At 75.3% G+C, this 26,466-nt stretch carries 21 protein-coding genes and 1 pseudogene; 8 read left to right on the top strand and 14 right to left on the bottom strand.

The features are described from left to right. Nucleotides 1-756: pseudogene (locus tag ACFWEG_RS13140) on the bottom strand (hypothetical protein); the annotation flags it as partial. Nucleotides 757-991: 235 nt separating this feature from the next. Continuing rightward, nucleotides 992-2,380: a transcriptional regulator gene (locus ACFWEG_RS13135; RefSeq protein ID WP_387213297.1), complete on the bottom strand. Its 1,389-nt coding sequence runs from the start codon at nucleotides 2,378-2,380 to the stop codon at nucleotides 992-994. A gap of 706 nt (nucleotides 2,381-3,086) precedes the next feature. Here ACFWEG_RS13135 and ACFWEG_RS13130 point away from each other — a divergent pair. The 3 genes from ACFWEG_RS13130 to ACFWEG_RS13120 all read left to right on the top strand — a co-directional run bounded on the left by ACFWEG_RS13130 (nucleotide 3,087) and on the right by ACFWEG_RS13120 (nucleotide 6,478). Then, on the top strand, nucleotides 3,087-3,764 hold the full coding sequence (locus ACFWEG_RS13130; RefSeq protein WP_387213294.1) for a bifunctional DNA primase/polymerase: 678 nt from the start codon (nucleotides 3,087-3,089) through the stop codon (nucleotides 3,762-3,764). A gap of 288 nt (nucleotides 3,765-4,052) precedes the next feature. Further along, nucleotides 4,053-4,838 carry an ABC transporter ATP-binding protein gene (locus ACFWEG_RS13125; protein WP_387213291.1) on the top strand — a complete coding sequence of 262 codons (786 nt, stop codon included), beginning with the start codon at nucleotides 4,053-4,055 and terminating at the stop codon, nucleotides 4,836-4,838. Further along, nucleotides 4,835-6,478, top strand: a complete 1,644-nt coding sequence (locus ACFWEG_RS13120) for a transporter (protein ID WP_387213288.1) — start codon at nucleotides 4,835-4,837, stop codon at nucleotides 6,476-6,478. Before ACFWEG_RS13125 ends, ACFWEG_RS13120 begins: the two co-directional genes overlap by 4 nt. A 73-nt stretch (nucleotides 6,479-6,551) precedes the next feature. Here ACFWEG_RS13120 and ACFWEG_RS13115 read toward each other — a convergent pair whose 3' ends face one another. Continuing rightward, nucleotides 6,552-7,307: an SIS domain-containing protein gene (locus tag ACFWEG_RS13115; RefSeq protein WP_387213285.1), complete on the bottom strand. Its 756-nt coding sequence runs from the start codon at nucleotides 7,305-7,307 to the stop codon at nucleotides 6,552-6,554. Nucleotides 7,308-7,508: 201 nt separating this feature from the next. Here ACFWEG_RS13115 and ACFWEG_RS13110 point away from each other — a divergent pair, with 201 nt between their 5' ends. Together ACFWEG_RS13110 and ACFWEG_RS13105 are read left to right on the top strand one after the other, a co-directional pair. Then, entirely contained in the window at nucleotides 7,509-8,201 is a 693-nt protein-coding gene (locus ACFWEG_RS13110; protein WP_387213282.1) for a metal-dependent transcriptional regulator, read from the top strand. A gap of 554 nt (nucleotides 8,202-8,755) precedes the next feature. After that, entirely contained in the window at nucleotides 8,756-9,619 is an 864-nt protein-coding gene (locus tag ACFWEG_RS13105; protein WP_387213279.1) for an alpha/beta fold hydrolase, read from the top strand. A gap of 48 nt (nucleotides 9,620-9,667) precedes the next feature. Here ACFWEG_RS13105 and ACFWEG_RS13100 read toward each other — a convergent pair whose 3' ends face one another. Beyond that, the gene (locus ACFWEG_RS13100) at nucleotides 9,668-10,975 is read right to left on the bottom strand and encodes a PAS domain-containing protein (RefSeq protein ID WP_387213276.1); all 1,308 of its coding nucleotides are present in this window, start codon (nucleotides 10,973-10,975) and stop codon (nucleotides 9,668-9,670) included. Between the two features lie 133 nt (nucleotides 10,976-11,108). Here ACFWEG_RS13100 and ACFWEG_RS13095 point away from each other — a divergent pair, with 133 nt between their 5' ends. Next, nucleotides 11,109-11,945, top strand: a complete 837-nt coding sequence (locus ACFWEG_RS13095) for an endonuclease/exonuclease/phosphatase family protein (RefSeq protein ID WP_387213273.1) — start codon at nucleotides 11,109-11,111, stop codon at nucleotides 11,943-11,945. 538 nt (nucleotides 11,946-12,483) lie between these two features. Here ACFWEG_RS13095 and ACFWEG_RS13090 read toward each other — a convergent pair. After that, complete coding sequence (locus ACFWEG_RS13090) at nucleotides 12,484-13,404, bottom strand: phosphotransferase family protein (protein WP_387213270.1); 921 nt, start codon at nucleotides 13,402-13,404, stop codon at nucleotides 12,484-12,486. A 43-nt stretch (nucleotides 13,405-13,447) separates the two neighbouring features. Continuing rightward, nucleotides 13,448-14,119 (bottom strand): pyridoxamine 5'-phosphate oxidase, encoded by a 672-nt coding sequence (gene pdxH / locus ACFWEG_RS13085; RefSeq protein WP_387213303.1) that lies wholly within the window; start codon nucleotides 14,117-14,119, stop codon nucleotides 13,448-13,450. A 300-nt stretch (nucleotides 14,120-14,419) separates the two neighbouring features. Here pdxH and ACFWEG_RS13080 point away from each other — a divergent pair, with 300 nt between their 5' ends. After that, the gene (locus ACFWEG_RS13080) at nucleotides 14,420-15,523 is read left to right on the top strand and encodes a citrate synthase 2 (RefSeq protein ID WP_387213267.1); all 1,104 of its coding nucleotides are present in this window, start codon (nucleotides 14,420-14,422) and stop codon (nucleotides 15,521-15,523) included. A 126-nt stretch (nucleotides 15,524-15,649) separates the two neighbouring features. On the opposite strand, the gene ACFWEG_RS13075 is transcribed toward ACFWEG_RS13080, so the two are convergent. The 8 genes from ACFWEG_RS13075 to ACFWEG_RS13040 form a co-directional block, all read right to left on the bottom strand. Further along, nucleotides 15,650-16,279 carry a TetR/AcrR family transcriptional regulator gene (locus ACFWEG_RS13075; RefSeq protein ID WP_387213264.1) on the bottom strand — a complete coding sequence of 210 codons (630 nt, stop codon included), beginning with the start codon at nucleotides 16,277-16,279 and terminating at the stop codon, nucleotides 15,650-15,652. Nucleotides 16,280-16,377: 98 nt separating this feature from the next. Then, on the bottom strand, nucleotides 16,378-17,121 hold the full coding sequence (locus ACFWEG_RS13070; RefSeq protein WP_387213262.1) for an enoyl-CoA hydratase family protein: 744 nt from the start codon (nucleotides 17,119-17,121) through the stop codon (nucleotides 16,378-16,380). Between the two features lie 33 nt (nucleotides 17,122-17,154). Continuing rightward, nucleotides 17,155-18,297: an acyl-CoA dehydrogenase family protein gene (locus ACFWEG_RS13065; protein ID WP_387213258.1), complete on the bottom strand. Its 1,143-nt coding sequence runs from the start codon at nucleotides 18,295-18,297 to the stop codon at nucleotides 17,155-17,157. Next, entirely contained in the window at nucleotides 18,294-20,390 is a 2,097-nt protein-coding gene (locus ACFWEG_RS13060) for an acetyl/propionyl/methylcrotonyl-CoA carboxylase subunit alpha (protein ID WP_387213255.1), read from the bottom strand. The genes ACFWEG_RS13065 and ACFWEG_RS13060 overlap by 4 nt, the downstream gene beginning before the upstream one ends. Before the next feature lie 6 nt (nucleotides 20,391-20,396). Further along, the gene (locus ACFWEG_RS13055; RefSeq protein ID WP_387213252.1) at nucleotides 20,397-22,007 is read right to left on the bottom strand and encodes an acyl-CoA carboxylase subunit beta; all 1,611 of its coding nucleotides are present in this window, start codon (nucleotides 22,005-22,007) and stop codon (nucleotides 20,397-20,399) included. 266 nt (nucleotides 22,008-22,273) lie between these two features. Then, complete coding sequence (locus ACFWEG_RS13050; protein ID WP_387213249.1) at nucleotides 22,274-23,956, bottom strand: acyclic terpene utilization AtuA family protein; 1,683 nt, start codon at nucleotides 23,954-23,956, stop codon at nucleotides 22,274-22,276. Beyond that, nucleotides 23,953-24,750 carry a TIGR03084 family metal-binding protein gene (locus tag ACFWEG_RS13045; protein ID WP_387213246.1) on the bottom strand — a complete coding sequence of 266 codons (798 nt, stop codon included), beginning with the start codon at nucleotides 24,748-24,750 and terminating at the stop codon, nucleotides 23,953-23,955. The genes ACFWEG_RS13050 and ACFWEG_RS13045 overlap by 4 nt, the downstream gene beginning before the upstream one ends. A 236-nt stretch (nucleotides 24,751-24,986) precedes the next feature. Further along, nucleotides 24,987-25,382 carry a hypothetical protein gene (locus ACFWEG_RS13040; protein WP_387213243.1) on the bottom strand — a complete coding sequence of 132 codons (396 nt, stop codon included), beginning with the start codon at nucleotides 25,380-25,382 and terminating at the stop codon, nucleotides 24,987-24,989. A 504-nt stretch (nucleotides 25,383-25,886) separates the two neighbouring features. Here ACFWEG_RS13040 and ACFWEG_RS13035 point away from each other — a divergent pair. Beyond that, a complete protein-coding gene (locus ACFWEG_RS13035) occupies nucleotides 25,887-26,432 on the top strand; it encodes an AAA family ATPase (RefSeq protein ID WP_387213241.1) in 546 nt (181 codons plus the stop codon). Nucleotides 26,433-26,466 lie beyond the last annotated feature (34 nt).

Below are 26,466 nucleotides of genomic sequence, written 5' to 3'. Positions count from 1 at the left end.
GGCCGGTTCGGCGCGGAAGAGGCTGTCGAACTCGGCGAGCGGCCGGCGCTCGCCGGTCCCGCCCGGGGCGGCGTCCGACGCCTGCCGGCCGCCGCCGGACAGCGGGCCGTAGCCGTCCCCGGCCTCGACCGTCGGCAGGTGCTGGGTGGACTCCGTGGCGTGCTCGTCGGGCAGCGCGCCGGGGCCCCCGCCGTACCCGCCCCCGCCGTACGCCTGCTGCCCGCCGTACGAGGCGTCGGCGCCGTGGGGCCGGGCGTACGGGTCGGGGTCGGTGTACGGGGGGATCAGCTGGGTGGGGTCGGCGGCGCCGTCCGCGGCGGGGACCGGCGGCATGTACTGGGTGGCGTCGCCGGAGCCCGGGTAGCCGTAGCCGTCGTACCCGGCCCGGGGCGCGTCCTGGACCGGCGGCAGGTACTGGGTCGCCGGGGCCTCGGCGCCGGCCCCGTAGACGGGCGGCGGGAAGGACGGGTGGGGCGCGCCCGGGGAGTGCCCCGGGGGCGGCGGGGCCTGTTCGGCGGCCTCGGGGAGCGGGGCGGCGGCCTGCGGGCCCCAGGGGGTGCCCCAGGGCTGTCCGCCGGCGGGGGCGGACTGCTCGGCGGCGGGCGGCATCGCACCCGGGAGCGGGCTCCGCGGCGGGGCCGTCGGGGTGTCCGCTCCCGGTATGAAGGGCTCGCTGCCGTCCGAGGGCAGGACGATGCCTTCGCGTGCGGGCCGGACCGGGGGAAGCTGCGCGTCTTCCTGTCCGCTCTCCGTCACCGGAACTCCTACGTGTGCGTACGGGTGGGGCTGGTCTGCGTCGGCGGCCCTCGCCGCCCGGGCGACCGCATGCGCCCCAGGGGGCGACCGGAACGGTCACTTCACGCTACCGGGTGACCTTCGCACACTTCTACGGCGCTCCCGCACCGCGGGCCGCCCGGCGCCCACCGGACCCTCCCGCACCCGAACTCCCGCACCGCGGGGCCCACTCCGCGCCGCCCCGCGCCCGCGGCTGCTACGCCGCCCGCGCCTCCGTCCGCACCCCGAACTCCCGCACCGCCGGCTCGTGCCGGTAGGGCTCCAGGCGGGTGCGGAGGTCCTCGACGTACTCCGCGCCGCGCTCGGAGCGCAGGGTGCCGAGGAGTTCGACCGCGCGGGCCCCCGTGCGGCACGCCTCCTCGACCTCGCCCTGCTGCACCCGGGCGCTCGCCAGGAGCACCAGGCCGATCGCCCGCCGCCGCGCCTTCGTCTCCGGCAGCCCGGCGAGCGCCCGCTCCGCCTGCGCGGCGGCGGCGTCCGCCTGGCCGAGGTCCCGGTGGCAGTGGGCGAGTTCGTCGGCGAGGTACGCCTCGTCGAAGTGGCCGATCCACGACGGGTCGTCACCCGAGTCCGGCGCGGACTCCGCCCGCTCCAGCGCGTCGGCCGCGCGGCCGGCGACGCTCTGCGTGGTCCGGGCGTCGCCCATCAGCGCGTGCCCGCGCGCCTCCGCGGCGAGGAACATCGCCTCCGCGCGCGGGGTGACCCGGCCGCGCGCCCCCTCCTGCGCCGCCCGCGCCAACTGGGCGATCTCGCGCGGGTTCCCCAGCTGCGCCGCGAGGTGGCTCATCGACGCGGCGAGCACGTACCCGCCGTACGCCCGGTCGCCGGCGGCCTGCGCGAGGCGCAGCGCCTGGATGTAGTAGCGCTGGGCGAGGCCCGGCTGGCCGGTGTCGATCGCCATGTACCCGGCCAGTTCGGTCAACCGGGCTACCGCGGCGAAGAGTTCGCGCCCGACCTGCTCGCGGTAGGAGCCCGCGAGCAGGCCCGCGACGACGCCGTCCAGGTAGTGCACGAGCACCGGCCGCACGTGCCCGCTGCCGTAGGTGTGGTCGAGCTCGACGAGCGCGGCCGTCATCGCCCGGACCGCCTCGACGTCCGCGCGGCCCACCCGCGGGCCCGCGGTGCGGGAGACGGCCGGGTCGGGCGCGCCGATCAGCCAGTCCCGGCTGGGCTCGACCAGCGCGGACGCGGCGACGGTGGACCCGGAGAGGAAGTCGCGCCGGCCGACGTCGCTGCGCCACAGCTCGCAGACCTGCTCGATCGCGCCGAGCACCGTCGCGGAGAACTGCAGGCCCACCCCCGAGGCCAGGTTCTTGCCGTTCGCCATCCCGATCTCGTCGATCGTCACCGCGCGGTTCAGCTTGCGGCCCAGGGCCTCCGCGATGATCGCGGGCGCCCGGCCGCGGGGCTGCTGGCCGCGGAGCCAGCGGGCGACGGACGTCTTGTCGTAGCGGAGGTCCAACCCGTGCTCCGTCCCGCACAGGTTCACCCTGCGGGCGAGCCCCGCGTTGGAGCACCCCGCCTCCTGGATCAGCGCCTGCAGCCGTTCGTTGGGCTGCCGGGCGACGAGCGGTCGCGCTGCCATCGTGTCCTGCCCCCTGCCGTCCCTGCTCCCGGGCGGTCCCCGCCCCTCCCCCGCCCCGTACCCGCCCCCACCGCCCCCGGCCCCCACGCGCCCCCACCCGTGCCCCCGTGCGCCCACCCCCGGCCAAGCCGTGCGCGGGGGGGCGCGCGGGTGGGGGGACGGGAGTGGTGGGGGGAAGGGGGGCGGGGGAGGCGAGGGGGCGCGACCGGCGGCGGGCGGACGGGCGCGAGGGCGGTTGGGGCGGGTCAGGCGCGTCGGGCGGTGGGGGGGATGGGGGCGAGAGGGCGGGGGCGCGACCGGCGGCGGGCGGACGGGCGCGAGGGCGGCCGGGGCGGGTCAGGCGCGTCGGGCGGTGGGGGGGATGGGGGCGAGAGGGCGGGGGCGGGGGCGGCGGCGGGAGGACGGGCGCGGGCGAGGGATCGAGGCGGCCGGGGGTGCGGCAGGGCGGTGAGGGATGGCGGGGGGCGTCGGCGGGCGGTGAGGGATGGCGGGGGGCGTCGGCGGGCGGTGAGGGATGGCGGGGGGCGTGGGCGGGCGGATCAGGCGCGTCGGGCGGTGGCGGAGGGCGGCGCGCGCCCTGCGGGCGGGGCGGAGGCGGCGGGCGGTGGCGGGGCCGTCGGGCGTGCAGGATCGATGCGTCCGGTGCGGGGTGCGCCCCGCGTCCGGGGGGCCGTAACCGGAGGGTGCGGGGGGAGTTGTGTTGGGCGTGGAAGACACCATCGGAGTGACAGGGACCGCGCAGATCCCCGCGCAGCGCGGCGATTCGCTGCTCGAAACGGCCGTCCGCTACACCGAGGAGCGGCACTGGGACGTGTTCCCCGGCGCGTGGCTGGAGGTCCGGGACGGGTACGAGCACTGCTCCTGCCCCCGGCCCGGCGACTGCCCCGCGCCCGGCGCGCACCCCGTCGGCGACGACTGGGCCTCCGAGGCGACCGGCAGCGCGGTGCAGGCGCGACGCCTGTGGACCGCGCGTCCCACCGCGTCCGTCCTCCTGCCGACCGGCCGCACCTTCGACGCGGTCGACGTCCCCGAGACGGCCGGGTTCCTCGCGCTCGCGCGCATGGAGCGGATGGGCCTGCCGCTCGGGCCCGTCACCCGCACGCCCGACCGGCGCATGCAGTTCTTCGTCCTGCCGGGGGCGGGGGCGAAGATCCCTGCGCTCGTCCGCAACCTCGGGTGGTCCCCCGCCGCGCTCGACCTCCACGCGCTGGGCGAGGGCGCGTACGTCCCCGCCCCGCCGACCCGTCTCGGCGCGGGCGCGGTGCAGTGGGCGCGGCGGCCCACGCCCGAGAACCGGTGGCTCCCCGACGCGGAGGAACTGGTGAGCCCGCTGGCTTACGCGTGCGGGCAGGAGGCGCGCGGCGGCGGTCCGACGGGGGCATGAGCCCCCGCCCCCGAGGGGTGTTCGCGGCTGCGCCGCGGGGCCCCTGCGGGGCGAGGCCGACCGTGGTGCTGCGAACGGTCGCTTGCGCTGGGCACGTTGGGCTGTGCCCACCCTTCCCCGAGCTCTCGGCTTCGCTCGAGCAGGGGAGACCCCACTCGCCCTGCGGCACGACTGCCCACAGCCGGGTGGGCGACGTCAGCGCAAAACCCTCAGCCCGGCCGGCGATGGAGGCCGCGGCCGCAGGCCGTGCACGCGCCGCAGGCGCAACCGCCTGCATAGGGTGGCCGCATGACGGAATCGGGCGGGGCACCCGCCGTACGGGTGCAGGGGCTGTGGAAGCGGTTCGGCGAGCAGATCGCGGTGCACGGCATCGATCTGGCCCTGCCGGCGGGCAAGTTCGTCGGGCTGGTCGGCCCGAACGGGGCCGGGAAGACGACGACGCTGTCAATGGTCACCGGCCTGCTCCGCCCCGACTCCGGGACGGTGGAGGTCGCCGGTCACGACGTGTGGCGCGACCCCGCCGCGGTGAAGGGCCGCATCGGCGTCCTCCCGGAGGGCCTGCGCCTCTTCGAGCGCCTCTCCGGCCGCGAACTCCTCGCCTACAACGGCCGGTTGCGCGGCCTTCCCGGCCCGGAGACGGACGACCGCGCGACGCAGCTCCTGGAGGTCCTCGACCTCTCGGGCGCCCAGCACAAACTCGTCGTCGACTACTCCACCGGCATGCGCAAGAAGATCGGTCTGGCCGCCGCCCTCCTCCACAACCCCGAAGTCCTATTCCTGGACGAGCCGTTCGAGGGCGTCGACCCCGTCTCCGCCCAGACCATCCGCGGCGTCCTGGAGCGCTACACCGCCTCCGGCGCGACCGTCGTCTTCTCCAGCCACGTGATGGAGCTCGTCGAGTCCCTCTGCGACTGGGTCGCCGTGATGGCGGCCGGCCGCATCCGCGCCCAGGGCACCCTCGCCGAGGTCCGCGGCGACGCCCCCACCCTCCAGACCGCGTTCCTGGAGCTCGTCGGCGCGACCGGCCGCGACTCCGGGCCCGGCCTGGACTGGCTCGGAGTCGGCACGCGATGACCGCCGCACCCGCCCCCGTCCGCGAACCCGTCCGCGACCCCGCCCACGGCGAGCCGCTGACCTCCGTCCTCGTCCGGCTCAAGCTCTCCCTGCTCCGCAACGGCCTGCGCCGGTCCGGCGGCCGCCGCGCCGCCTGGATCGCTTCGGTGGTGTTCACCGCGCTGTTCGCCGCGCTCCAGCTCCTCGGCCTGGTCCTGCTGCGCGGGAACGCGTACGCCGACACCGTCACCGTCCTTCTGACCGCCGTCCTCGCGCTCGGCTGGGCGGTGATGCCGCTGTTCTTCGCGAGCGGCGACGAGACGCTCGACCCGACCCGGCTCGCGATGCTGCCGCTGCGCCCGGCCCCGCTGGTGCGCGGCCTGCTGGTCGCCTCCCTGGTCGGCATCGGGCCGGTCTTCACGCTCTGCCTCGTCGTCGGCTCGGTCGTCGCGCTCGCCCGCGGCGCGGTGGGCTGGCTGTTCGCCGCGCTCGCGCTGCCGCTGACGGTCGTCGTGTGCGTGGCGCTGGCGCGGGCCGTCGCGACGGCCAACACCCGGCTGCTCACCTCGCGCAAGGGCCGCGACCTCGCCGTGCTCAGCGGGCTGCTGATCGCGGTCGGCGCGCAGGTCGTCAACTTCGGGGCGCAGCGCCTGGGTCAGGCCGGCGGCCTGGACGCGCTCGGGCCCGCGCTGGCCGTCCTGCGCTGGGTGCCGCCCGCGTCCGCGATCAGCGCGGTGGACCTGGCGAGCCAGGGCCACTTCGCGGTCGCCGTCGCCCAGCTCCTGCTCGCCGCGCTCGCCCTGGCCGGGCTGCTGCTGTGGTGGCGGACCACCCTGACCACCCTGATGACCGCCCCCGACGCCTCCACCCTCGCCGCCGCCGAACCGGCCGCCAAGGCCCGCGAGGGCGGCGCCTCCCGCCTCCGCGGGCTGCTCCCGCAGGGCAGGACGGGCGCCACCATGGAACGCACCCTGCGCTACGTCCGGCGCGACCCGAAGACGAAGGCCGCATGGGTGACGTCGCTGGTCATCGGCCTGATCGTGCCGCTGTTCAACGCCTGGCAGGGCACCGGCTCGGTGTACTTCGCCTGCTTCGCGGCGGGCATGCTGGGGGTGCAGATGTACAACCAGTTCGGCCAGGACACCTCCGCGTTCTGGATGGTGCTGCAGACGATCTCCACCCGCGCCGACGCGTACGCCGAACTGCGCGCCCGGGCGCTCGCGCTGCTCCTGGTGGCCGTCCCGTACACCGTCCTGGTGACCGTCGCGACCGCGGCCGTCCTCGGCGACTGGGACATGCTGCCCGAGGCCGTCGGGCTCGGGATCGCGCTGGTCGGGGCGATGGTCGCGACGGGCGCGTGGGCGTCGGCGCGGTTCCCGTACTCCATCCCGCAGGAGGGCAACAAGAACGTCGCCCCGGGGCAGGTCGGTCTGGCCTGGATGAGCATCCTGGGCGGCGTGCTGGTCGGCGCGCTGCTCTGCCTGCCGGTCCTCGGCCTGAGCGTCTGGCTGCACGTCGCCGGCCTGAACGCGTGGCTCTGGGTGCTGCTGCCGGCCGGCGCGCTCTACGGGGCGCTGCTGGTGCGGGCGGGGCTCGCCGTCGCCGCGCCGACGACGGTGGCGCGGCTGCCGGAGATCCTGGCGGCGGTCAGTAAGGGGTGACGCCCAGGAGCAGCGGTCCTTACCGGGCCTCCTAGCAGGGCGGTCTCCGCGAACCGCCTTCTTGGGGCCCTGCTCAGTGCCGGTAGAAGATCCGGTCCGCGTACTCGGTCATCACCCGGCCGTTCCAGTCGTGGCCGCCGTCGACGTTCCCGGAGCGGAGCATCGGCGGCTGGACCCCGCGCACGGCCAGCTCGCCCGCGGCGGTGGCGACGACCGCCTGCATGACCGCGCTGGTCACGACGGTGGACGCGGGCCCGAACGGCGCCTCGACGCCGTCCGCGGCCAACTCGGCGTCGCCGACGGCGATGTGGCTGTCGATGACCACGTCGCAGTGGTCCTTCAGGAACGTCCCCGAGACGTGCCGCGACTTCGTCTCCTGCGCGTACGCCACCGACGTCAGCCCGACGACCTTCAGGCCGAGCGCGCGGGCGTTCAGCGCCATCTCGACGGGCAGCGCGTTGCGCCCCGACAGCGAGATGATCACCAGGACGTCGCCCGCCGTCGCCGGACTGGTGTCCAGGACGGCCGCCGCGAGGCCGTCGACGCGCTCCAGGGCGGAGCCGAGCGTCGCGGGCATCACGTCGACGCCGACGACACCGGGGACGACCAGCAGGTTCATCAGCGCGAGGCCGCCCGCGCGGTAGACGACGTCCTGGGCGGGCAGCGAGGAGTGGCCCGCCCCGAAGACGAACAGCCGCCCGCCCGCCTCCACGGTGTCCGCGAACAGCGTCCCCGCCGCGGCGATGCTCTCCGCCTCCTCGTCGCGGACCTGCCGCAGCAGCCCGATCGCGGCGTCGAAGAACTGCCCGGCCAGCTTGCTCTCGCTCACGGGGAACCCTTTCGCGGGGAACGCGTTGGATGCGGCGCGCCGCCCCGGGCGCGCCTGTGTCGCGGATCACCGTGCGGTCTGGACCAGTGGTGTGTCAACAACGCCGGGCGGCCCCGGGGGGCCGGGGCGGGCCGGTTGTCGGCGGGATGCGTCAGAATTGAGGCCGGCGCGGATCTGCACGAAGAAGACTGAGGGGCACGCATGAGCGGGTTGATCGACACGACCGAGATGTACCTCCGCACCATCCTCGAGCTGGAGGAGGAGGGTGTGGTGCCCATGCGGGCCCGCATCGCCGAGCGGCTCGACCAGAGCGGTCCGACGGTCAGCCAGACGGTCGCCCGCATGGAGCGCGACGGGCTGGTCGCCGTCGCCAGCGACCGGCACCTGGAGCTGACGGAGGAGGGCCGCAAGCTCGCCACCCGCGTGATGCGCAAGCACCGGCTCGCCGAGTGCCTCCTCGTCGACGTCATCGGCCTGGAGTGGGAGCAGGTGCACGCGGAGGCGTGCCGCTGGGAGCACGTGATGAGCGAGGCCGTCGAGCGCCGCGTCCTGGAGCTGCTGCGCCACCCCACCGAGTCCCCCTACGGCAACCCGATCCCGGGCCTGGAGGAGCTGGGCGAGGCGGAGAGCGCGGAGGCGTTCCTCGACGACAGCATGGTCTCGCTCGCCGAGCTGGAGGCGAGCGGCGAGGGCAAGAACGTCATCGTCCGCCGCATCGGGGAGCCGATCCAGACCGACGCGCAGCTGATGTACACCCTGCGGCGCGCGGGCGTGCAGCCCGGCGCGGTCGTCAGCGTGACGGAGTCCGCGGGCGGCGTCCTCGTCGGCTCCAGCGGCGAGGTCGCGGAGCTGTCGGCGGAGGTCGCGTCCCACGTCTTCGTCGCCAAGCGGTAGGTCCGGCGGCGGGGCCGGGGGCGGGGGGTCCGGGCACCCGCCGGGTCGGCCCGCCGGGTCTGACAACGTTGGCAGGCCTGGCCTGGGCTTTCTTCACCGTGGGGGTCATTGGTGAAGATTCAGTGTGCGGAAAGGGCAGCGGGGGCGGCGGCAGGCGTGGAAAGGTGTTGGCGCAAACCGGCCGGAGGGAGCGGGACGTATGCGGTGGCACCGCACGGGAAGTGCCTGCCCGCCCCTCGCAGCGGCCCTGTGGGGTCCGCCGGCCGCGCGGCAGGCGTCCGGAGAGACAGAGGGCCCCGGCGCTGACGTGCGCCGGGGCCTGTCCTCCCCTGTGCCGACCCGGAGCCCCGAGCTCCCGAGGTCGGCTCCCGCGGACCGGTTTCCCCGAGCGGCCCGCCTCCCGGAAGGAATCTCCCCGCGCCACCGGCGGCCAACCCCGGACGGCTGTCACTCGAAAGGGGGAGGTTCCGCGGCGCAGCGAGTTTTTAGAACACGGGTTCGATAACCTCTGTTCAGGCCACGACGTCCGAAGGTGAAGTGGGGGTGCCATACCGATGGTTCGACGGATCGATGTGACCGGAGCCGACGGCGCACGCCTCGCCGCCTGGGACTTCGCCCCGGAGCCGAAGACCCCGGGGCCCGAGGAGCGCCCCGGCGTCCTGTTACTGCACGGCCTCATGGGCCGCGCCTCCCACTGGGCCGGCACCGCCCGCTGGCTCGCCGAGCGGCACCGGGCCGTCGCCCTCGACCAGCGCGGCCACGGCCGCAGCGAGAAGCCGCCGGCCGGCCCGTACGACCGCGAGGCGTACGTCGACGACGCCGAGACCGTCCTCGAACAGCTCCGCCTCGGCCCCGCCGTCCTCATCGGGCACTCGATGGGCGCGCTCACCGCCTGGCAGCTCGCCGCGCGCCGCCCCGACCTCGTGCGCGGCGTCGTCATCTGCGACATGCGGGCCTCCGCGCTCGGCGCGGCCTCCCAGCGCGAGTGGTCCGACTGGTACGCCACCTGGCCGCTGCCGTTCGCGACGCTCGCCGACGTCCGCAAGTGGTTCGGCGAGGACGACCCCTGGGTCGAGCGGCCCAACCCCGCGCGCGGCGAGTTCTACGCCGAGGTCATGGCCGAGACGTCCGACGGGTGGCGGCCCGTCTTCTCCCACGACCAGATGCTCGCCACCCGCGCCACCTGGGCCCGCGACGCGCACTGGGAGGAGCTCGCCGCCGTCCGCTGCCCCGCCCTCGTCGTCCGCGGCATCGACGGCGAACTCGGCCGCGCCGAGGCCATGGAGATGGTCCGCGTCCTCCCCCACGGCGAGTACGCCGAGGTCCCCGACGCCGGCCACCTCGTCCACTACGACGCCCCCGACGGCTGGCGCGCCGCGATCGAACCCTTCCTCGACCGGGTCCTGAGCCGGACGTAGGAGGGCGCGGGCATCCCCTCCGGCCGCGCGTGAGGCCCCCCCCCAGGGTCAGCCGGGTTCGGCGGTTGCGAGGTCGAGGGCGGCCGCGACGCGGACGGCCACGCTCTCCGCGTAGGACGCGTCGGCGCGTTCGAAGGCGGCGCGGCCGGGGCCGCGCAGGAAGGTCGCGACGCCGACCGTGCGGCCGCGGCTGCGCAGGACGACGCAGAGCGCGTGGGCGGCGGTCCCCGGCCACCAGCGGGCCGCCGCCCACTCGCCCTCCGGCGGTCCGCTGACCCGGACCGTGCCCACCCGCTCCAGGCACTGGAGCACGGGGTGCCCGGCCGGGTAGCGGACGGGGATGCCGGCGGCCGGGTCGGGGTGCGAGGGGCCGGGCTCGCCGACCGGCGTCTCGACGGCGCGGACGAGGCGCGCGTCGCCGATGTCGACGAGCGCGTGCTCGGCGAAGCCGGCGAGCGCGAAGTCCAGGTACGTCGCCGCCGCCTCCAGGCCCGACGCGCACTCCGCCGCCGCCCGCCCCGCGCGGTGCATCTGGTTGGCGCGGAAGCGGAGTTGGGACGCCTCCTGCTCGGCGAACCGAGCCTGGGTGACGTCGTGGAACAGCCACGCGACGCCCAGCGGCACCGGCTCCTCGGTCAACGGCGAGGCCAGCCGCACGAATCCGCTGCGCCAGCACCGCCGCCGGTCGCCCTCGCCGGTCCGCCGCGTCACCCACAGGTCGGCGGGGGCGGGCGGCGCGCCCTCGGCGAGCACGTGCTGCAGCGCGCCCTCCAACTCCTCGGCGCCCGCGGCGAGGAGATCCCCGAGCGGCCGTCCCAGCAGCGCCGTGCGGCCCGCGCCGAGCGCGCGTGCGGCGTGCGCGTTGACGACGGCCGGGCGCAGGTCCGCGTCGACGAGGACGACGCCCCAGGAGGCGTCCTCGAACAGGGCCTCGCTGAGCGCGATCGACCGCTCCAGGTCGATCTGCGTGTGCACCTCGCTGAACGCGCAGTACACCCCCGTCGGCTTGCCCTCGGGGCCGCGCACGGCCGCCGACTGCGTGCGGACCAGGACGCGCCCGCCGTCCTTCGTGACCAGCGCGAACTCGTCGACCTGCCGCCCGGGGGCGTCCATCGCGGCGAGGAGCCGGGCCTCGACGTCGCCCGCGTCGGCCGTCCTGACCGCCCAGCCCTCGAACCCGCGCCGGCCTACCGCCTCCGCCGCCGTCCAGCCCAGGATGCGAGCGGCCTCGCCGTTCCAGTGCGTGACGACCCCCGCCGCGTCGAGCGCGACGAGCCCCGCGTCCATGCCGTCGAGCAGCGCGGCGAGCAGGTCGGAGCCCTCGCCGCCCGCGCCCGTAACTCTGCCGGAAATCACCGAGCACCCCCAGCCGGTGTACACGTCCGTGCGTCCCCCACCGGGGATCATTCAACTCGAACGTGACCCAGCCCACAGCCCGTTCCCGCAAATCGACGCAGACATGCCGGGCCGGACGCGGTGGACTGGGCGCATGCGCGTACTGACCTGGAATGTGTGGTGGCGGTTCGGACCGTGGCAGGAGCGACGCAAGGCGCTGCTGTCCGTGCTGCGGGAGGAGGCGCCCGACGTCGTCGGCCTCCAGGAGGTGTGGGACCACGACGGCGAGAACCTGGCCGGCTGGCTGGCCGACGAACTCGGCCTGCACTGGGCGTTCGCGGCGCACGACAGGCCGCACTACTGGCAGCGGCGGATCGGCGGCGAGCCCGTCGCCATCGGCAACGCGGTCCTCAGCCGCTACCCGATCCTGTCGACGGAGTCGCGGCTGCTGCCGGCGCCCGCCGACCGCGACCAGGGCCGGCGGGCGCTGTTCGCGCGGCTCGACGGCCCCGTCGCGCCGGTGCCGTTCTTCACCGTCCACCTCAACTCGGCGGTCCACGAGTCCGGGACCCGGGTCGAGCAGGTCGCCGAGCTGGCGCGGTTCGTCGCGGAGCACCGGGCGGACGGGGACCACCCGGCCGTCGTCAGCGGTGACTTCAACGCGCGGCCGGACTCCGACGAGGTGCGGCTCTTCGGGGGGAGCAGGACCGCGCCGGTCGTGCCGCGGCAGTCGTTCGTCGACGCGTGGGACTTCGCCGAGGAGGGCGCGGCGTGGGCGACGTGGGGGGACGGCAACCCGTATTTGGCGAGCGTGCCGCCGCCGAACGCGCGGATCGACTACATCCACGTCTCGCTGCCGGCGCGGGGCGGGCTCGGGCACGTCCGCGCGGTGCGGCGCACGGGGCACGGGTACGTCGACGGGGTCTGGCCGTCGGATCACGCGGCGGTGGTGGCGGATCTCGCGGAGGGGCCGGCGGAGGGTCTCCGTTAATTCGGTTGTGCGGGTGCGAGGGGGGTTCCTAATGTGTCGAGCACACAGGAAGGGAGGTGTCCGAACTGATGGTTTCGAAGCGGACTTGTGAGGTGGCTGCGGGCTAAGTGGCCCGTTGTCGCACCCAGTGCGGAGCCGGCCCGCGTGAGTGATCGCCACGCAGCCTGGCCCAATCCCGAGCAGTCACCCGACCCGCAGACTCGCCGGTACGTCCGGCCGGCTCCCCTCCCGAGGGGATCCCGAGTCTGCGGGTCGCCTGTGCGTGGGGGACTTCTCCCGCGGCGCCGCCGCGCCGCCTTCCCCACCGGGCACACCCCCGGGGGCCCCGCCCCGCGAATCCCCCGTCGCGGCTCCGCCGCGTATGCACGGGCTCCGCCCGCGCGGCCTCAAACGGCGGCCAGGCTGAGTTTTTGTGCGGCTCGGCGTCAACGTTGGCCGCCACCCACTGTGGGCACAGCCCACAGTGCCCAGCGCAGCGTAGTTCGCAGCCGCCCCGGTCGGCCCCCCGCGGCGGAGCGGCGCAAGGGAGTGCGCACGGTCAGGACGTGGCGAACCAGGCGTGCGCGAGCGCCGGGAGGGTGTCCGCCGAGGTGGGGAGTTCGCGGAGGTACCAGGGGAGGTTGCTGTACGTGTGGAGGAGGGTGTACGCGAGAAGCGTCGTGGGGGCGAAGGCGGCGCCGTAGGACGCGGAGAGGCGGGCGAGGAGGGCGGGGTCGCCGCGGGTGACGAAGAGGCCGACGGCGACGAAGTCGTAGGCCGGGTCGCCGATCATCGCGGGCTCGAAGTCGAAGAGGCCGGTGAGGGGCCACCCGTCGGGGTCGGTGAGGAAGTGGGTGGCCATGGGCTCGGTGTGGAGGAGGGCGGGGGCGGGGGCGCGGGGCAGGGGGACGGACGCGAGGAAGTCCGGGATCTGCTCCAGCCAGGCCCCGGGCAGGCCGTGGGCGCGCTGCCGGGCGACCGCCCCCGCGCTCTGCCGGTCGAGGAACGCGCCCCAGTCGCCGGGGCCGAGGTCGCCGGCGAGCGGCGCGGGGTCGAGGGCGTGGAGCGCGGCGAGGGTCTCGCCGATCCGGCCCGCGACGCGCTCGCGGTCGACGCCCGGCACGCGGTCCCAGGCGTGGGCGAGGTTCTCGCCGCGGAGCCGGGACATCAGGACGTACCGCCAGCCGTTCTCGTACGCCCCGTGCGCGCGGACCGCGGGCGTGGGGACGGGGAGGCGGCCGTGGACGTGCGCGAGGACGCGCGCCTCGGTGACGCCGTCCGACGCCGCGGCGCCGGGGAACAGCTTGAGGACGTGGTGGTCGCCGACGGCGTACACCGGCTGGGAGCCGTCGGGGAAGCGGTGAAGGGGCGCGCCGGCGAGGCCGAGGCGGGCGCAGAGGTCCTCCGCGCCGGGCCGCATGACGGCCTCGTCGGGGACGACGGCGTCCCACTCCTCGTCGGTCTCCACGGGCGGCAGCATGATCGGGACCGTAGGCCGCGCGCCGCCTTCCCCACAACCGGCTTTACGGCGCCAGGCGTTCGATTCGCCAGCCGCCGTCGGACGCGTCGTCGGCGACGTAGCGCAGGCGGTCGTGGAGTCGGTTGGTGCGGCCCTGCCAGAACTCGACGGCGGTGGGGGTGACGCGGATGCCGCCCCAGTCGTCGGGGACGGGGACCTCGGTGCCCTCGGGATACGCGGCGGCGAGGTCGGCGTAGCGGTCGTCGAGGACGGCGCGGGAGGGGATGACGGACGACTGCGGGCTGGCGAGCGCGCCGAGCTGGGAGCCGTGCGGGCGGGAGTGGAAGTACGCGGCGGTCTCCTCGCGGGAGACGTGGCACGCGGTGCCGGTGACGATGACCTGGCGGGCGAGCGCGTGCCAGGGGAAGAGCAGTGCGACGTGCGGGTTCGCGTCGAGCTCGCGGGCCTTGCGGGAGCCGTAGTTGGTGAAGAAGACGAGGCTGGTCTCGTCGTACGCCTTCAGCAGCACGGTGCGGGAGCTGGGGACGCCGTCGGGGGTGGCGGTGGAGACGACCATCGCGTTCGGCTCGTGGAGCAGGCCGGACGCGTGCGCCTCCGTGAACCAGCGGCGGAACTGCCGGAGCGGGGTGGGCGCGAGGTCGGCCGCGTCGAGGCCCTGGGTGCGGTACTGCTCGCGCATGGCGGCGGGGTCCGGATCGGTCGTCACGGACGCCATCCTGCCGTACGCGGGGGCGAGTCTGCCCGGCACCCGGTGCCGCCAACCCTTCCGCGGTCCACGGAGCGCTGTGCGTGATCTCACCCTTCCCCGGGCCCGCCGGGGCGTCCAGAATCCGGGTGTCGGGGCGCTGTGACGGCCCGGCGCCAGCCGCTATCGTGCCGGGACGACCGCTCCCCGGGCCCCTGGGGCCCGCTGCCGCGGCCGGGGGCATTCACGACACCGCAGAGCCGTCATCAGCGGGGTACCCGACCGGACCCCAGCCTGCCGTTCGCACCACGCATCACGAGGAGCCGCCAGATGTCCGACTTCGTACCCGGACTCGAAGGAGTCGTCGCGTTCGAGACCGAGATCGCCGAACCGGACAAGGAGGGCGGGGCGCTGCGGTACCGCGGCGTCGACATCGAGGACCTCGTCGGCCACGTGTCGTTCGGGAACGTGTGGGGTCTGCTCGTCGACGGCGCCTTCGACCCGGGGCTGCCGGCCGCGGAGCCGTTCCCGATCCCGGTGCACTCCGGTGACATCCGCGTCGACGTGCAGTCCGCGCTGGCGATGCTCGCGCCGGTCTGGGGCCTGAAACCGCTGCTCGACATCGACGAGGAGCAGGCGCGCGACGACCTCGCGCGCGCGGCCGTCATGGCGCTGTCGTACGTCGCCCAGTCCGCGCGCGGACAGGGGCACCCGATGGTGCCGCAGCGGGAGATCGACAAGGCGCGGACCGTCGTGGAGCGGTTCATGATCCGCTGGCGCGGGGAGCCGGACCCCAAGCACGTCAAGGCGGTCGACGCGTACTGGACGTCGGCGGCCGAGCACGGCATGAACGCGTCCACGTTCACCGCGCGGGTCATCGCCTCGACCGGCGCGGACGTCGCGGCCGCGCTGTCCGGGGCGGTCGGCGCGATGTCCGGGCCGCTGCACGGCGGCGCGCCGTCCCGCGTCCTCGGCATGATCGAGGAGATCGAGCGGACCGGCGACGCCGAGGCCTACGTCCGCAGGGCGCTCGACCAGGGCGAGCGGCTGATGGGCTTCGGCCACCGCGTCTACCGCGCGGAGGACCCGCGCGCCCGCGTCCTGCGCCGCACCGCCCGCGAGCTGGGCGCGCCCCGCTTCGAGGTCGCCGAGGCGCTGGAGAAGGCGGCCCTCGCCGAGCTGCACGCCCGCCGCCCGGACCGCGTCCTCGCCACCAACGTCGAGTTCTGGGCGGCGATCGTCCTGGACTTCGCCGAGGTCCCCGCGCACATGTTCACCTCGATGTTCACCTGCGCCCGCACCGCCGGCTGGTCCGCCCACATCCTGGAGCAGAAGCGCACCGGCCGCCTGGTGCGCCCCTCCGCCCGCTACACCGGCCCCGGCAGCCGGGGCCCGCAGGAGGTCGAGGGCTTCGAGGGCATCGGCCCGCGCTGAAGGGCCGGGGGCCGGGGCGGTACGCATACGGCGACACCGTCTCCGTCGGCGACTGGAAGATCGAGACGGACGGGCTGCCGTGCTGCTCCGCGAAGGACATGCGGATCCGACCGCGCCGCCCCGCCGTCAGCCCAGGGCCCTGTCCAGGATGCGGGCCCAGTGGGTGACGACGGGGGTGCGGCGGGGGGTGTCGTCGGTGAGGAGGGTGGCGAGGCCGAGGCCGCGGGCCATGTCGAGGAAGCCCTGGACGGTCTCGCGGACGCCGGGGACGGACTCGTCGGCGGCGAGGAGCTCGACGGTGATCCGATGCGACTCGCGGCCGACGCGCGCCTCCAACTCGGTTACGCGCGCGTGGAGTTGGGGTTCGTCGGTGGCGGCGACCCAGAGGTGCAGCGCGGCCCGGAAGAGCGGGCCGGTGTAGAGGTCGACGATCGCGGCGACGGCGGCCGGGCGCGGCTGGCGGGGCAGGGCGCGCAGGGCGGCGGAGCGCTGCTCGGCGACGTGCTCGACGGCGGCGGTGAAGAGGTCCTCGCGGGTCGGGAAGTGGTGCTGGGCCGCGCCCCGGGAGACCCCGGCGCGCACGGCGACGACCGTGACCGTCGAGCCCGCCCAGCCGAGCTCGGCGAGGCAGGACACGGCGGCCTCGAGGAGCCGCTGCCGGGTGGCCCGGCTGCGGTCCTGCTTGGGGGCGCGGTCGGACCGGGGCGCGAGGCCGGGCGCGAGGTCGGGCGCGGGCGACCGGGCCGGCGCCCCCACCCGCCCCCGCTCCGACGACCGGCCCGCGTCCGCCGGTGCGGGCGCGCGATCGGACGGGCCGGCTCGGCCCGGTTCCGGTGTGCGGGCCGGGCCGTCGGTCACAGCACCCATGCGGGGTCCCGTCGTTCGAGGAAGGCCGTCATCCCCTCGCGGGCGCCGGAGGAGGCGAAGAGGGAGGCTGACAGCTGGACGTAGTCCTCCGCGTGGTGGTCGAAGGCTCGCAGCACCTTAGCCGTGAGCAGGGACTTCGTCGCGGCCAGCCCCTGCGGGGAGGCCCGGCGCAGGGCGTCGACGAGGTCCGCGAGCGCGGCGTCGGGGTCGTCGGCGACCTCGGTGACGAGGCCGAGCCCGCGCGCGGCGGGCGCGGCGAACTTCTCCCCGGTGAGGTAGTACCGCGCGGCGAGCCGCGGCTCCAGGCGGGGCAGCAGCGGCAGCGAGATCACCGCGGGCGCGACCCCGATCCGCACCTCGGTGAACGCGAAGTCCGACCCCGTCGACGCCACCACCACGTCGCACGCCCCGAGCAGCCCGAGCCCGCCCGCCCGCACGTGCCCGTCGACCCGCGCGACGACCGGCTTCGGCGACTCGACGATCTGCCGCAGGAGTGCGACGAACACGTACGGGTTCGGCGGCTCCTTCAGGTCCGCGCCCGCGCAGAACGTCGAGCCGGTGTGGGTGAGCACCACCGCCCGCACGTCCGCGTCCTTCGCGCACCGCGCCAGCGTGGCGGACAGCTTGCCGACCAGGCCCGCGGAGAGCGCGTTGCGGCGGTCGGGCGCGTCGAGGGTGAGCACGGTGATCCCGCGCTCGTGGGTGCGGGTGAGGGGGGCCGTGTCCGTCATACGCCCGTTGCCTTTCCGGGAGGGGGCTGCCGGTCAGTAGGACTTGGGCAGTCCGAGGGTCTGGTGGGAGACGTAGTTCAGGATCATCTCCCGGCTCACGGGCGCGATCCGCGCCACCCGCGAGGCGGTGACGAGCCGGGCGAGCCCGTACTCCCGGGTGAGCCCGTTCCCGCCGAGCGTGTGCACCGCCTGGTCGACGGCCTTCACGCACGCCTCCGCGGCGGCGTACTTCGCCATGTTCGCCGCCTCGCCCGCCTGGACGTCGTCACCCATGTCGTAGAGCGTTGCCGCTTTCCGCATCATCAGGCGCGCCAGTTCCAGCTCGACGTGCGCGGCGGCGAGCGGGTGCGCGATGGCCTGGTGCGCGCCGATCGGGTCCTTCCACACGGTCCGCGTCCTCGCGTACGCGACGGCCTGGGCGAGCGCGTACCGGCCCATGCCGATCGCGAACGCGGCGGTCATCACGCGCTCGGGGTTGAGCCCGGCGAACAGCTGCAGCAGGCCGGCGTCCTCGTCGCCGACCAGCGCGTCGGCCGGCAGCCGCACGTCGTCGAGCGTGAGCTCGAACTGCTTCTCCGCCGCGTACAGTTCCATGTCGATCGGGCTGCGCAGGAAGCCGGGGGTGTCGCGCGGGACGATGAACAGGGACGGCTTCAGCCGGCCGGTCCGCGCGTCCGCCGTGCGGCCGACGATCAGCGTCGCGTCGGCGATGTCGACGCCCGAGATGTAGACCTTGCGGCCGGTGAGCAGCCAGTCGCCGGTGTCCGGGTCGCGTCGGGCGGTGGTGGTGATGCGGTGGGAGTTGGAGCCGGCGTCGGGTTCGGTGATGCCGAAGGCCATCGTGCGGGTGCCGTCGGACAGGCCCGGGAGCCACTCCCGCTTCTGGGCGTCGGTGCCGAAGCGGGCGATCACCGTGCCGCAGATGGCCGGGGACACGACCATCATCAGCGCGGGACAGCCCGCCGCCCCCAACTCCTCGAGAACGAGGCTGAGTTCGACGATGCCGCCGCCTCCGCCGCCGTACTCCTCCGGCAGGTTCACGCCGAGGAAGCCGAGCTTGCCCGCGTCCGCCCAGAGGGCCGCGCGGTCGAAGTCGCGCCCGTGGCGCGCCCCGAGGGCGGCGACGGCGCGGCGCAGGTCGGTGAGTTCCTCGGTGTCGAGCAGTGCGGTGGTCATGAACGGTCCTCCTGGGCGGTGGGCGCGGGTGGTTCCGTGTCGGTGGGCGGGTCGTCCTCCGCCGGGGTCACGACGGCGAGCAGGGTGCCGGGGTCGACCTGGTCGCCGGTGGTGACGTGCAGGGCGGTCAGGGTGCCGTCGCCCGGGGCGTCGATGCGGTGCTCCATCTTCATCGCCTCCAGCCACAGCAGCGGCCGGCCCGCGGTGACGTGCGCCCCGACGGTCGCCTCCGCCGCGATCCGCACCACCGTGCCGGGCATCGGGGCGAGGAGGGTGCCGGGGCGGGCGCCCTCGGTCGGGTCGGGGAAACGGGGCAGGACGGTGAGGGTCGTGCCGTTCACGTGGACGCGGGCGGGGTCGTCCGCGTACGTCGCGACCTCGTACGTCCGCCGGATGCCGTCGTCGGTCTCCAGCACGACCCGTGCGGGGTCCGCGTGCAGCAGGCGGACGCCGGGGTGGTCGGGGGCGTCCAGGCCGTCGCGGGTCAGGCGGTAGCGGACCTCGTGCTCGGTGCCGTCGGTCCCGTCGCGGTAGCGGCGGACCGCCGGCTGCGAGGGCAGGTTGCGCCAGCCCGGCCGGCCGAACCGGGTCGCCGGACCCGGGCGGTGCGCTGCGGCGAGGGCGGCGGCCAGGGGGGTGTACGGGTCCGCCGGGGCGGGCTCGGTGAGCGCGGCGAGGTGGCGGTCGTAGAACCCCGTGTCCATGCGCGCCTCGGCGAACTCGGGGTGCCGCAGGGAGCGCAGGAGCAGGTCGCGGTTGGTGGCGGGGCCGTGGACACGGGCGTTCTCCAGCGCGGTGATCAGCAGGCGCAGGGCGCGGGGGCGGTCGGGCCCGTACGCGATCAGCTTCGCGAGCAGGGGGTCGTAGTGGATGCCGACGGTGTCGCCGCCGGCGAACCCGGTGTCCAGGCGGACCCCCGAAGGGGCCTCGGGCGGCCGCGACGCGGGGCTTCGCGGCTCCGCCGCGGGGACCGGGCTCCGCCCGGCGGCCTCGAACGCCGGCCAGGCCGGAATCCTCTGGTCCTTCGCTCCCCGGCCGGGCGAGCCGTCGGCACCTACCTCGAACCGGTGCAGCTTCCCCGCCTGCGGCGCCCAGCCCCGCGCCGGGTCCTCCGCGTAGAGGCGGACCTCGACCGCGTGGCCGCGGGGCTCCGGTGGGGACGGGGCCAGGGCCGCGCCCTCCGCGACGCGGAGCTGCTCGGCGACCAGGTCGACGCCGAACACCGCCTCCGTCACCGGGTGTTCGACCTGGAGGCGGGTGTTCATCTCCAGGAAGTACGCGCGGCCGCCGGCGACCATGAACTCCAGGGTGCCGGCCCCCCGGTAGCCGATCGCGCGGGCCGCGTCCCCCGCCGCCGTGCCCAGTTCGGCCCGGAGAGCGTCGGAGAGGCCGGGGGCGGGGGCCTCCTCGACGACCTTCTGGTGGCGGCGCTGGAGCGAGCAGTCGCGGGTGCCGAGCGCCCAGACGGTGCCGTGGTCGTCGGCGAGGACCTGGACCTCGACGTGGCGGCCGCCTTCGAGGTACGGCTCGACGAAGGTGGTCGCGTCGCCGAACGCGGCGAGGGCCTCGTCACCCGCCGACTCCAGCTCGGCCGGCAGCGCGGCGAGGTCGCGGACGACGCGCATGCCGCGCCCGCCGCCGCCGGCGACGGCCTTGACGATGACGGGGAGGTCCGCGGCGGTCACCTCCTCCAGCGGTGCGAGCAGCGGCACGCCCGCCGCGCCCATCAGCGCCTTCGCGCCCGTCTTCGACGCCATCGCCTCGATCGCCTCCGCCGGCGGGCCGACCCAGGTGAGCCCGGCGTCCGTCACCGCCCGCGCGAAGGCCGCGTTCTCGGAGAGGAAGCCGTAGCCGGGGTGGACGGCGTCCGCGCCCGCGGCGAGGGCCGCCTTCACGACGAGGTCGGCGCGGAGGTAGGTGTCGGCGGGGGCCGCGCCCGGCAGGCGGACCGCGGTGTCGGCCGTCCGGACGTGGAGCGCGTCCGCGTCGGGGTCGGAGTACACCGCGACGGTGGAGACGCCCAGCTCACGGCAGGTGCGGAAGATGCGGACGGCGATCTCGCCGCGGTTGGCGACGAGCAGCGTGGTGATCACAGGGGCTCACATCCGGAAGACGCCGAAGCCGCCGCGGGCGCCTTCGATGGGGGCGGTGTGGATCGCGGACAGGCACATGCCGAGGACGGTGCGGGTGTCGCGGGGGTCGATGACGCCGTCGTCGTAGAGCCGCCCGGAGAGGAACATCGGCAGCGACTCCGCGTCGATCTGCTGCTCCACGATCGCCCGCAGCGCCGCGTCGCCCTCCTCGTCGTACGGCTGCCCCTTCGCCTCCGCCGCCGCGCGGGCGACGATGGACAGGACCCCGGCGAGCTGCTGCGGCCCCATGACCGCGGACTTCGCGCTCGGCCACGCGAACAGGAACCGCGGCTCGTACGCCCGCCCGCACATCCCGTAGTGCCCGGCCCCGTACGACGCGCCGATCAGCACGGACAGGTGCGGGACGGTCGAGTTCGACACCGCGTTGATCATCATCGCGCCGTGCTTGATGATGCCGCCCTGCTCGTACTCCCTGCCGACCATGTAGCCGGTGGTGTTGTGCAGGAAGACCAGCGGGATGTCCCGCTGGTTCGCCAACTGGATGAACTGCGCGGCCTTCTGCGACTCCGCGCTGAACAACACCCCCTGAGCGTTGGCGAGGATGCCGACCGGGTAGCCGTGCAGCCGCGCCCACCCCGTGCACAGGCTCGGCCCGTACAGCGGCTTGAACTCGTCGAAGGCCGGCTCCTCCGGGCCCGCCGGGCCGTCCACGATCCGCGCGATCACCTCGCGCGGGTCGAACGGGGTCCGCAGGTCCTCCGGGACGATGTCGAGGAGCCCGTCCTCGTCCTCGGCGGGTGGTCGGACGGTGTGCGCGGGCGGATCCGGGTAAGCCTTGCGGTGGTTGAGGCGCGCGACGATCCGGCGCGCCTGGCGCAGCGCGTCGTGCTCGTCCACCGCGTAGTGGTCCGCGAGGCCGGAGGTGCGGGCGTGCATGTCCGCGCCGCCGAGGCTCTCGTCGTCGCTCTCCTCCCCCGTCGCCATCTTCACCAGCGGCGGGCCGCCCAGGAACACCTTCGCGCGGTCCTTCACCATCACCGTGTGGTCCGACATCCCCGGCACGTACGCCCCGCCGGCCGTCGAGTTCCCGAACACCACCGCGACCGTCGGGATCCCCGCCGCGGACAGCCGCGTCAGGTCCCGGAACAGCGCGCCGCCCGGGATGAAGATCTCCTTCTGCGCGGGGAGGTCCGCGCCACCCGACTCCACCAGGCTCACCACCGGGAGCCGGTTCTGCCGTGCGATCTCGTTCGCCCGCAGCGCCTTCTTCAACGTCCACGGGTTCGACGCCCCGCCCCGCACCGTCGGGTCGTTCGCCGTCACCAGGCACTCGACGCCCTCGATCGTCCCGATCCCCGTCACCAGCGACGCACCCGTCCGGTAGTTGCCGTCCGTGCCCCAGGCTGCGAGCGGCGAGAGCTCCAGGAACGGGGTGTCGGGGTCGAGCAGCAGCTCGATGCGTTCGCGCGGCAGCAGTTTCCCGCGGGAGTGGTGGCGGGTCGTGTACTTCTCGCCGCCCCCGGCGAGGGCTTCCTCGTGGGCGGTGCGGAGGGTGTCGAGCTTGGTGAGCATGGCGGTGCGGGCACCTTGGGCGGTGGGCGACAGGGGGGTTGGCATGAGGGCCTTTCCGTCGAAGCGTCAGCGCGGGCGGGCAAGGGGGCCCGGGTAGCACAAGAAACCCAGCCCGGCGATGGGGTCTCCCCTGCTCGAGCGAAGCCGAGAGCTTGGGGAAGTTTGAGGCCACCGGGCGGAGCCCGGTACGCGCCGGCAGGCGCAACGGCGCCCGCCCAGGGACTTGGGGAAGGGGTGGTCGGGGGGCGACTCCCGGGGCGAAGCCCCCGCCGGGGGTCTGGGGGTGGAACCCCCAGCGGTGGGCCCCGGGCTCATTCGAGGAGGACCTCCGGGATGTCCAGCTCCCGGCCGCGAAGCCATTCACCGACCCCCTTCCCCTGGGGATCGAAGCGGTGCTGCGAGGCGACACCCTCGCCGAGGAACCCCTCGACGACGAAGTTGACCGCCCGCAGACCGGGCAGCACGTGCCGCGTGACCCGCAGCCCGACCGTCTCCGGCAGGAGCGAACAGAACCGCTCGACGGTCAGCTCGTGGGCCAGCCACGCGAACGCCTGGTCCGTGGACACCCACAACCCGACATTCACGTCACCCCCCTTGTCACCGCTCCGCGCCCCCGCCACCGCTCCCAACGGCGCACGCCGCACCCGACCGCCCGCCGGCAACGGCGAGGGCAGCGGACCCGCGGGTACGACGGACAACTCCCGTACGTCCGGCGGCTGCGGAACCTCCACCCGCTGCCCGTCCCACAGCACCGCCGTCTCCGCCACCGCACTCCGCGCGACGGGTTCCGACGTGAAGACCCCGTACGGCGCCCCCTTCCCCGGCGGCGCGGTGACGTGGAAGCCGGGGTAGCTGCCGAGCGCGAGCTCGATCGCGGCCCCGCTGACCGCCCGCCCGACGGCGTCGGGCGACGGGTCCCGCACGACGAGCCGCAGGAACGCACTCGCGGCCTCCTGGGTGTCGGAGTCGACGCCCCGCGCTTCGAGCAGCTCCCACCTGACCACCTCGGGGCGGGACTTCCCGAGCGCGTCCTCCACCTGCCCCCGCACCAACTCCGCCTTCTGGGCCACGTCGAGCCCCGTGAGCACGAACACGACCTCGTTCCGCCACCCGCCGAGCCGCGTGACCCCCGCCTTGAGCGTCGGCGGCGGCGGCTCCCCTTCCACGCCCGTGATCCGCACCCGGTCCGGCCCGTCCCGCGCGAGCCGTACGGTGTCCAGCCGCGCGGTGACGTCGGGGCCCGGGTACCGCAACGGGCCGGTCTCGTACAGGAGTTGCGCGGTGACGGTCCCGACGTCGACGAACCCGCCCGTGCCCGGGTGCTTGGTGACGACGGACGACCCGTCCTCGTGCACCTCGGCGATCGGGAAGCCGGGCCGCCGGACGTCCCGCCCGCGGAAGAACGAGTAGTTGCCGCCGGTCGCCTGCGTCCCGCACTCCAGGACGTGGCCGGCGACGACCGCCCCCGCGAGCCGGCCCCAGTCCCCCGCGGCCCACCCGAAGTGCGCGGCGGCGACCCCGCTGACCAGCGCGGAGTCGGCGACCCGGCCCGTCACGACGATCTCCGCACCCGCCCGCAGGCAGGCGGCGATGCCTCCGCCGCCGAGGTAGGCGTTCGCGGTGAGCGCGCCCTCGGGCGGCGGCAGCGCGTCGCCCTCGACGTGCGCGACGCGGACCGCCACGCCCAGCCGTCCGGCCAACTCCCGTACGGCGTCAGCGAGTCCGGCCGGGTTGAGCCCGCCCGCGTTCGCCACGATCCGCACCCCGCGCTCCCGCGCGAGCCCCAGGCACTCCTCCAGCTGCCGCAGGAAGGTCTTCGCGTACCCGGTGCGCTGGTCCTTGAGCCGGTCGCGGCCGAGGATGAGCATCGTCAGCTCGGCGAGGTAGTCGCCCGTGAGGACGTCGAGCGGGCCGTCGGAGAGCATCTCGCGCATCGCGTCGAAGCGGTCGCCGTAGAAGCCGGAGGCGTTGCCGATGCGGATCGGGGCGGTCACGGCCGCGCCCCCCGCGGCCGGCCCGCTCCCGCCGGGCCCGCGAAGGCCTGCGCGATCTCGAGCCAGGGCTCGGCGTCGGGGCCCTCCGCGCGGACGGCCGGGACGTCGTCGCGGTGTACGCGCTGGGTGACGAGCAGGCAGAAGTCGAGCGCCGGGCCGGTGACCCGCTGGGCGGCGTCGTCCGGCCCGTACGTCCACAACTCCCCGCCGTCGGGCGCCTCCAGCTCGACCCGGAACGGTCCGGGCGGCGGCTGGAGCCCGCGCACGAAGTACGCGTAGTTTCGCGCGCGGACGCCGATCCAGGCCACGTGCCGCAGCCTCGCCGTGGGCGCGCGGCGCACGCCGAGCGCGTCGGCGACGTCCTGGCCGTGGGCCCAGGTCTCCATCAGCCGGGCGGTCGCCATGCTGGGGCCGCTCATCGGCGGGCCGTACCAGGGGAAGCGCCGGCCGGCCGGCAGCAGGCGCAGCTCCGCCGCGAGGCGCACCCTGCCGCACCGCCACCGGTTCAGCAGTTCCGTCGGGGCCAACTGCGCCCCCTTGGAGGCCTGTTCGTCGACGAACGTCGCCGGTGCGGCCGCCGCCTTCTCGACCTCGACGGCGAACGCGTCCGGATCGGTCAGCGCGACGACCGCGGTCCGGTCGGTCCAGGCGAGGTGGGCGATCTGGTGGGCGACGGTCCAGCCGGGCGCGGGGGTCGGAGTGGACCACTCCTTGTCGTCCAACGCGGCGACCAGGGCGTCGAGTTCGCGCCCCTCGTCCACCAGGTCATCGATCACGGGCCGTGCTTCGGACACCTTCGCACTCCCTCCGGACACCGGCTGGTGCGGGGGAGCATGCCAGGGCCGCGAAAAACAAGCAAGCGTGCTTGCATGGAAATCTGCGGCGGGCGTGCGGCGGGGCCGGACCGTTCGCGCTGCGGCCCGACCCCGCCACCCGCGTTCCCCACGCGCCCGCCGCGGCGCCGCGGCGGGCACGCACGAGGGCGGACCGTTCTGCGCCCGGTCCGCCCTCTGTCCCCACCGCGCCGGGGCTACTTGAGCGCGACCGCCGCCGCCTGGGCGAGCGTGCTCGCCGCAGCCGACTTCTTGCTCTTCGTCGCCTTCGGATCGGACAGCACCTTCGCCGCCTCCGTGAGCGCCTTCTTCGTCGGCTTCGCCGTCGACTTCTTCTCCTTCTGCGACAGCGCGCTGCCCGCCGCGGACTTCTCCGCCGCGGTCGACTTCTTGCTCTTCACGGCCTTGCCCGCGGCCGACGACGCCTTCGGGCTCGTCACCTTCGACGACGTCTTCCTCCCCTTCGCCGGCGCCTGCGACAGCGCGCTCGCCGCGGCCTTCTTCCCGGCCTTCGTCTTCCCGCCCCCCGTCGCCTTCCCGGCCGCCGCGGCAGCCTTCGGACGCGTCGTCTTGGTCGTCGCGGTCTTCGCCATCACCACTCCTCGGTTCACGTGCGTTCGTTACCCGTCGCCTGTGCGACTGCCCGAACTCCCGCCCGACGAACGGGCGATGGCGTTCTTCCTCGCGACAAGGGCGATGCGGACGGCGGCGGCGACGAGGAGACCACCGGTCCACAGGGGCCGGTGGCCCCGCCGTCGAGCCTGCCCGCGGCGACGACGGGACCTGCGGCGGCGCCCAGGTCGCGCGCGTCGGTGACCGCGGCGTAGACCGTGCGGGACCAGCCGCGCTTCGCCGCGAACTCCGGTGCCCACGGCAGGACTTCGTCAACGGCGTTGTCGCCCAGGACCTCGTACGCGTGGGCCGCGACCGCCTGCACGTCCCAGAAGCGGACCCGGTACCGGGCGCGGTCCTGCTCCCAGCGGAAGTCTCGGGGGGCGACGCCGCGGATCTCACGGAGCGAGCCCGGGGGCGGCCGCGCCGGGACCGCGCGCGAAACACGGTTGCCGCGCCCGGCAGCCGCTGGGACGCTCGGGCGCATGAGGCGGGAGCCGGAGTGCGTGCTCGTGACGGGGATGCCGGGGGCCGGGAAGTCGACGGTGACGCGGCTGGTCGGGGAGCGGTTCGAGAGGGCCGCGCGGCTGGGGGGTGACGATGTCAACGGGATGATCGTCAGCGGGTTCGTGTGGGCGCTGGGGGAGCCGCGGGACGAGGCCGCGCGGCAGGTGAGGCTGCTGCACCGCAACCTGTGCGCGCTGGCGAACAACTTCGGGGACGCGGGCTTCACGGTGCTCGTCGACGCGGTGCTCCCCTCGCGCGCCGACCTGGACTTCTTCCTCGCCGAACTCCGGTCTCATCACGTGCAGTTGGTCGTCCTCGACCCCGGCATCGCGACCTGCCGGTACCGCAACACCGTCCGCGCCCCCTCCGAACGGTTCGACTTCGACGGCTACGACATGCTCGACGCGTCCATGAGGAGCCAGTACGGCGACGTCGGCTGGTGGTTCGACACCTCCGCCCTGACCCCCGGGCAGACCGCCGACCGCATCGTCCACGAGGGCCGCCGGCGGGCCCGGGTCCGCTGACGGCCCGTTGTCAGTGGCGCATGGGGTGATGCCG

Source organism: Streptomyces sp. NPDC060194 (genome assembly GCF_042728285.1).
GTDB lineage: Bacteria > Actinomycetota > Actinomycetes > Streptomycetales > Streptomycetaceae > Streptomyces.
Note: the sequence above shows the minus strand (reverse complement) of the source record. Positions and strands in the feature narration are given on the sequence as shown.

What these genes read in the sequence shown, in the direction of transcription:
- ACFWEG_RS13135 (WP_387213297.1), bottom strand. Translation starts at nt 2,380, where the DNA reads ATGGCAGCGCGACCGCTCGTCGCCCGGCAGCCCAACGAACGGCTGCAG.
- ACFWEG_RS13125 (WP_387213291.1), top strand. Translation starts at nt 4,053, where the DNA reads ATGACGGAATCGGGCGGGGCACCCGCCGTACGGGTGCAGGGGCTGTGG.
- ACFWEG_RS13120 (WP_387213288.1), top strand. Translation starts at nt 4,835, where the DNA reads ATGACCGCCGCACCCGCCCCCGTCCGCGAACCCGTCCGCGACCCCGCC.
- ACFWEG_RS13110 (WP_387213282.1), top strand. Translation starts at nt 7,509, where the DNA reads ATGAGCGGGTTGATCGACACGACCGAGATGTACCTCCGCACCATCCTC.
- ACFWEG_RS13105 (WP_387213279.1), top strand. Translation starts at nt 8,756, where the DNA reads ATGGTTCGACGGATCGATGTGACCGGAGCCGACGGCGCACGCCTCGCC.
- ACFWEG_RS13095 (WP_387213273.1), top strand. Translation starts at nt 11,109, where the DNA reads ATGCGCGTACTGACCTGGAATGTGTGGTGGCGGTTCGGACCGTGGCAG.
- ACFWEG_RS13090 (WP_387213270.1), bottom strand. Translation starts at nt 13,404, where the DNA reads ATGCTGCCGCCCGTGGAGACCGACGAGGAGTGGGACGCCGTCGTCCCC.
- pdxH (WP_387213303.1), bottom strand. Translation starts at nt 14,119, where the DNA reads ATGGCGTCCGTGACGACCGATCCGGACCCCGCCGCCATGCGCGAGCAG.
- ACFWEG_RS13080 (WP_387213267.1), top strand. Translation starts at nt 14,420, where the DNA reads ATGTCCGACTTCGTACCCGGACTCGAAGGAGTCGTCGCGTTCGAGACC.
- ACFWEG_RS13070 (WP_387213262.1), bottom strand. Translation starts at nt 17,121, where the DNA reads ATGACGGACACGGCCCCCCTCACCCGCACCCACGAGCGCGGGATCACC.
- ACFWEG_RS13065 (WP_387213258.1), bottom strand. Translation starts at nt 18,297, where the DNA reads ATGACCACCGCACTGCTCGACACCGAGGAACTCACCGACCTGCGCCGC.
- ACFWEG_RS13055 (WP_387213252.1), bottom strand. Translation starts at nt 22,007, where the DNA reads ATGCCAACCCCCCTGTCGCCCACCGCCCAAGGTGCCCGCACCGCCATG.
- ACFWEG_RS13040 (WP_387213243.1), bottom strand. Translation starts at nt 25,382, where the DNA reads ATGGCGAAGACCGCGACGACCAAGACGACGCGTCCGAAGGCTGCCGCG.
- ACFWEG_RS13035 (WP_387213241.1), top strand. Translation starts at nt 25,887, where the DNA reads ATGAGGCGGGAGCCGGAGTGCGTGCTCGTGACGGGGATGCCGGGGGCC.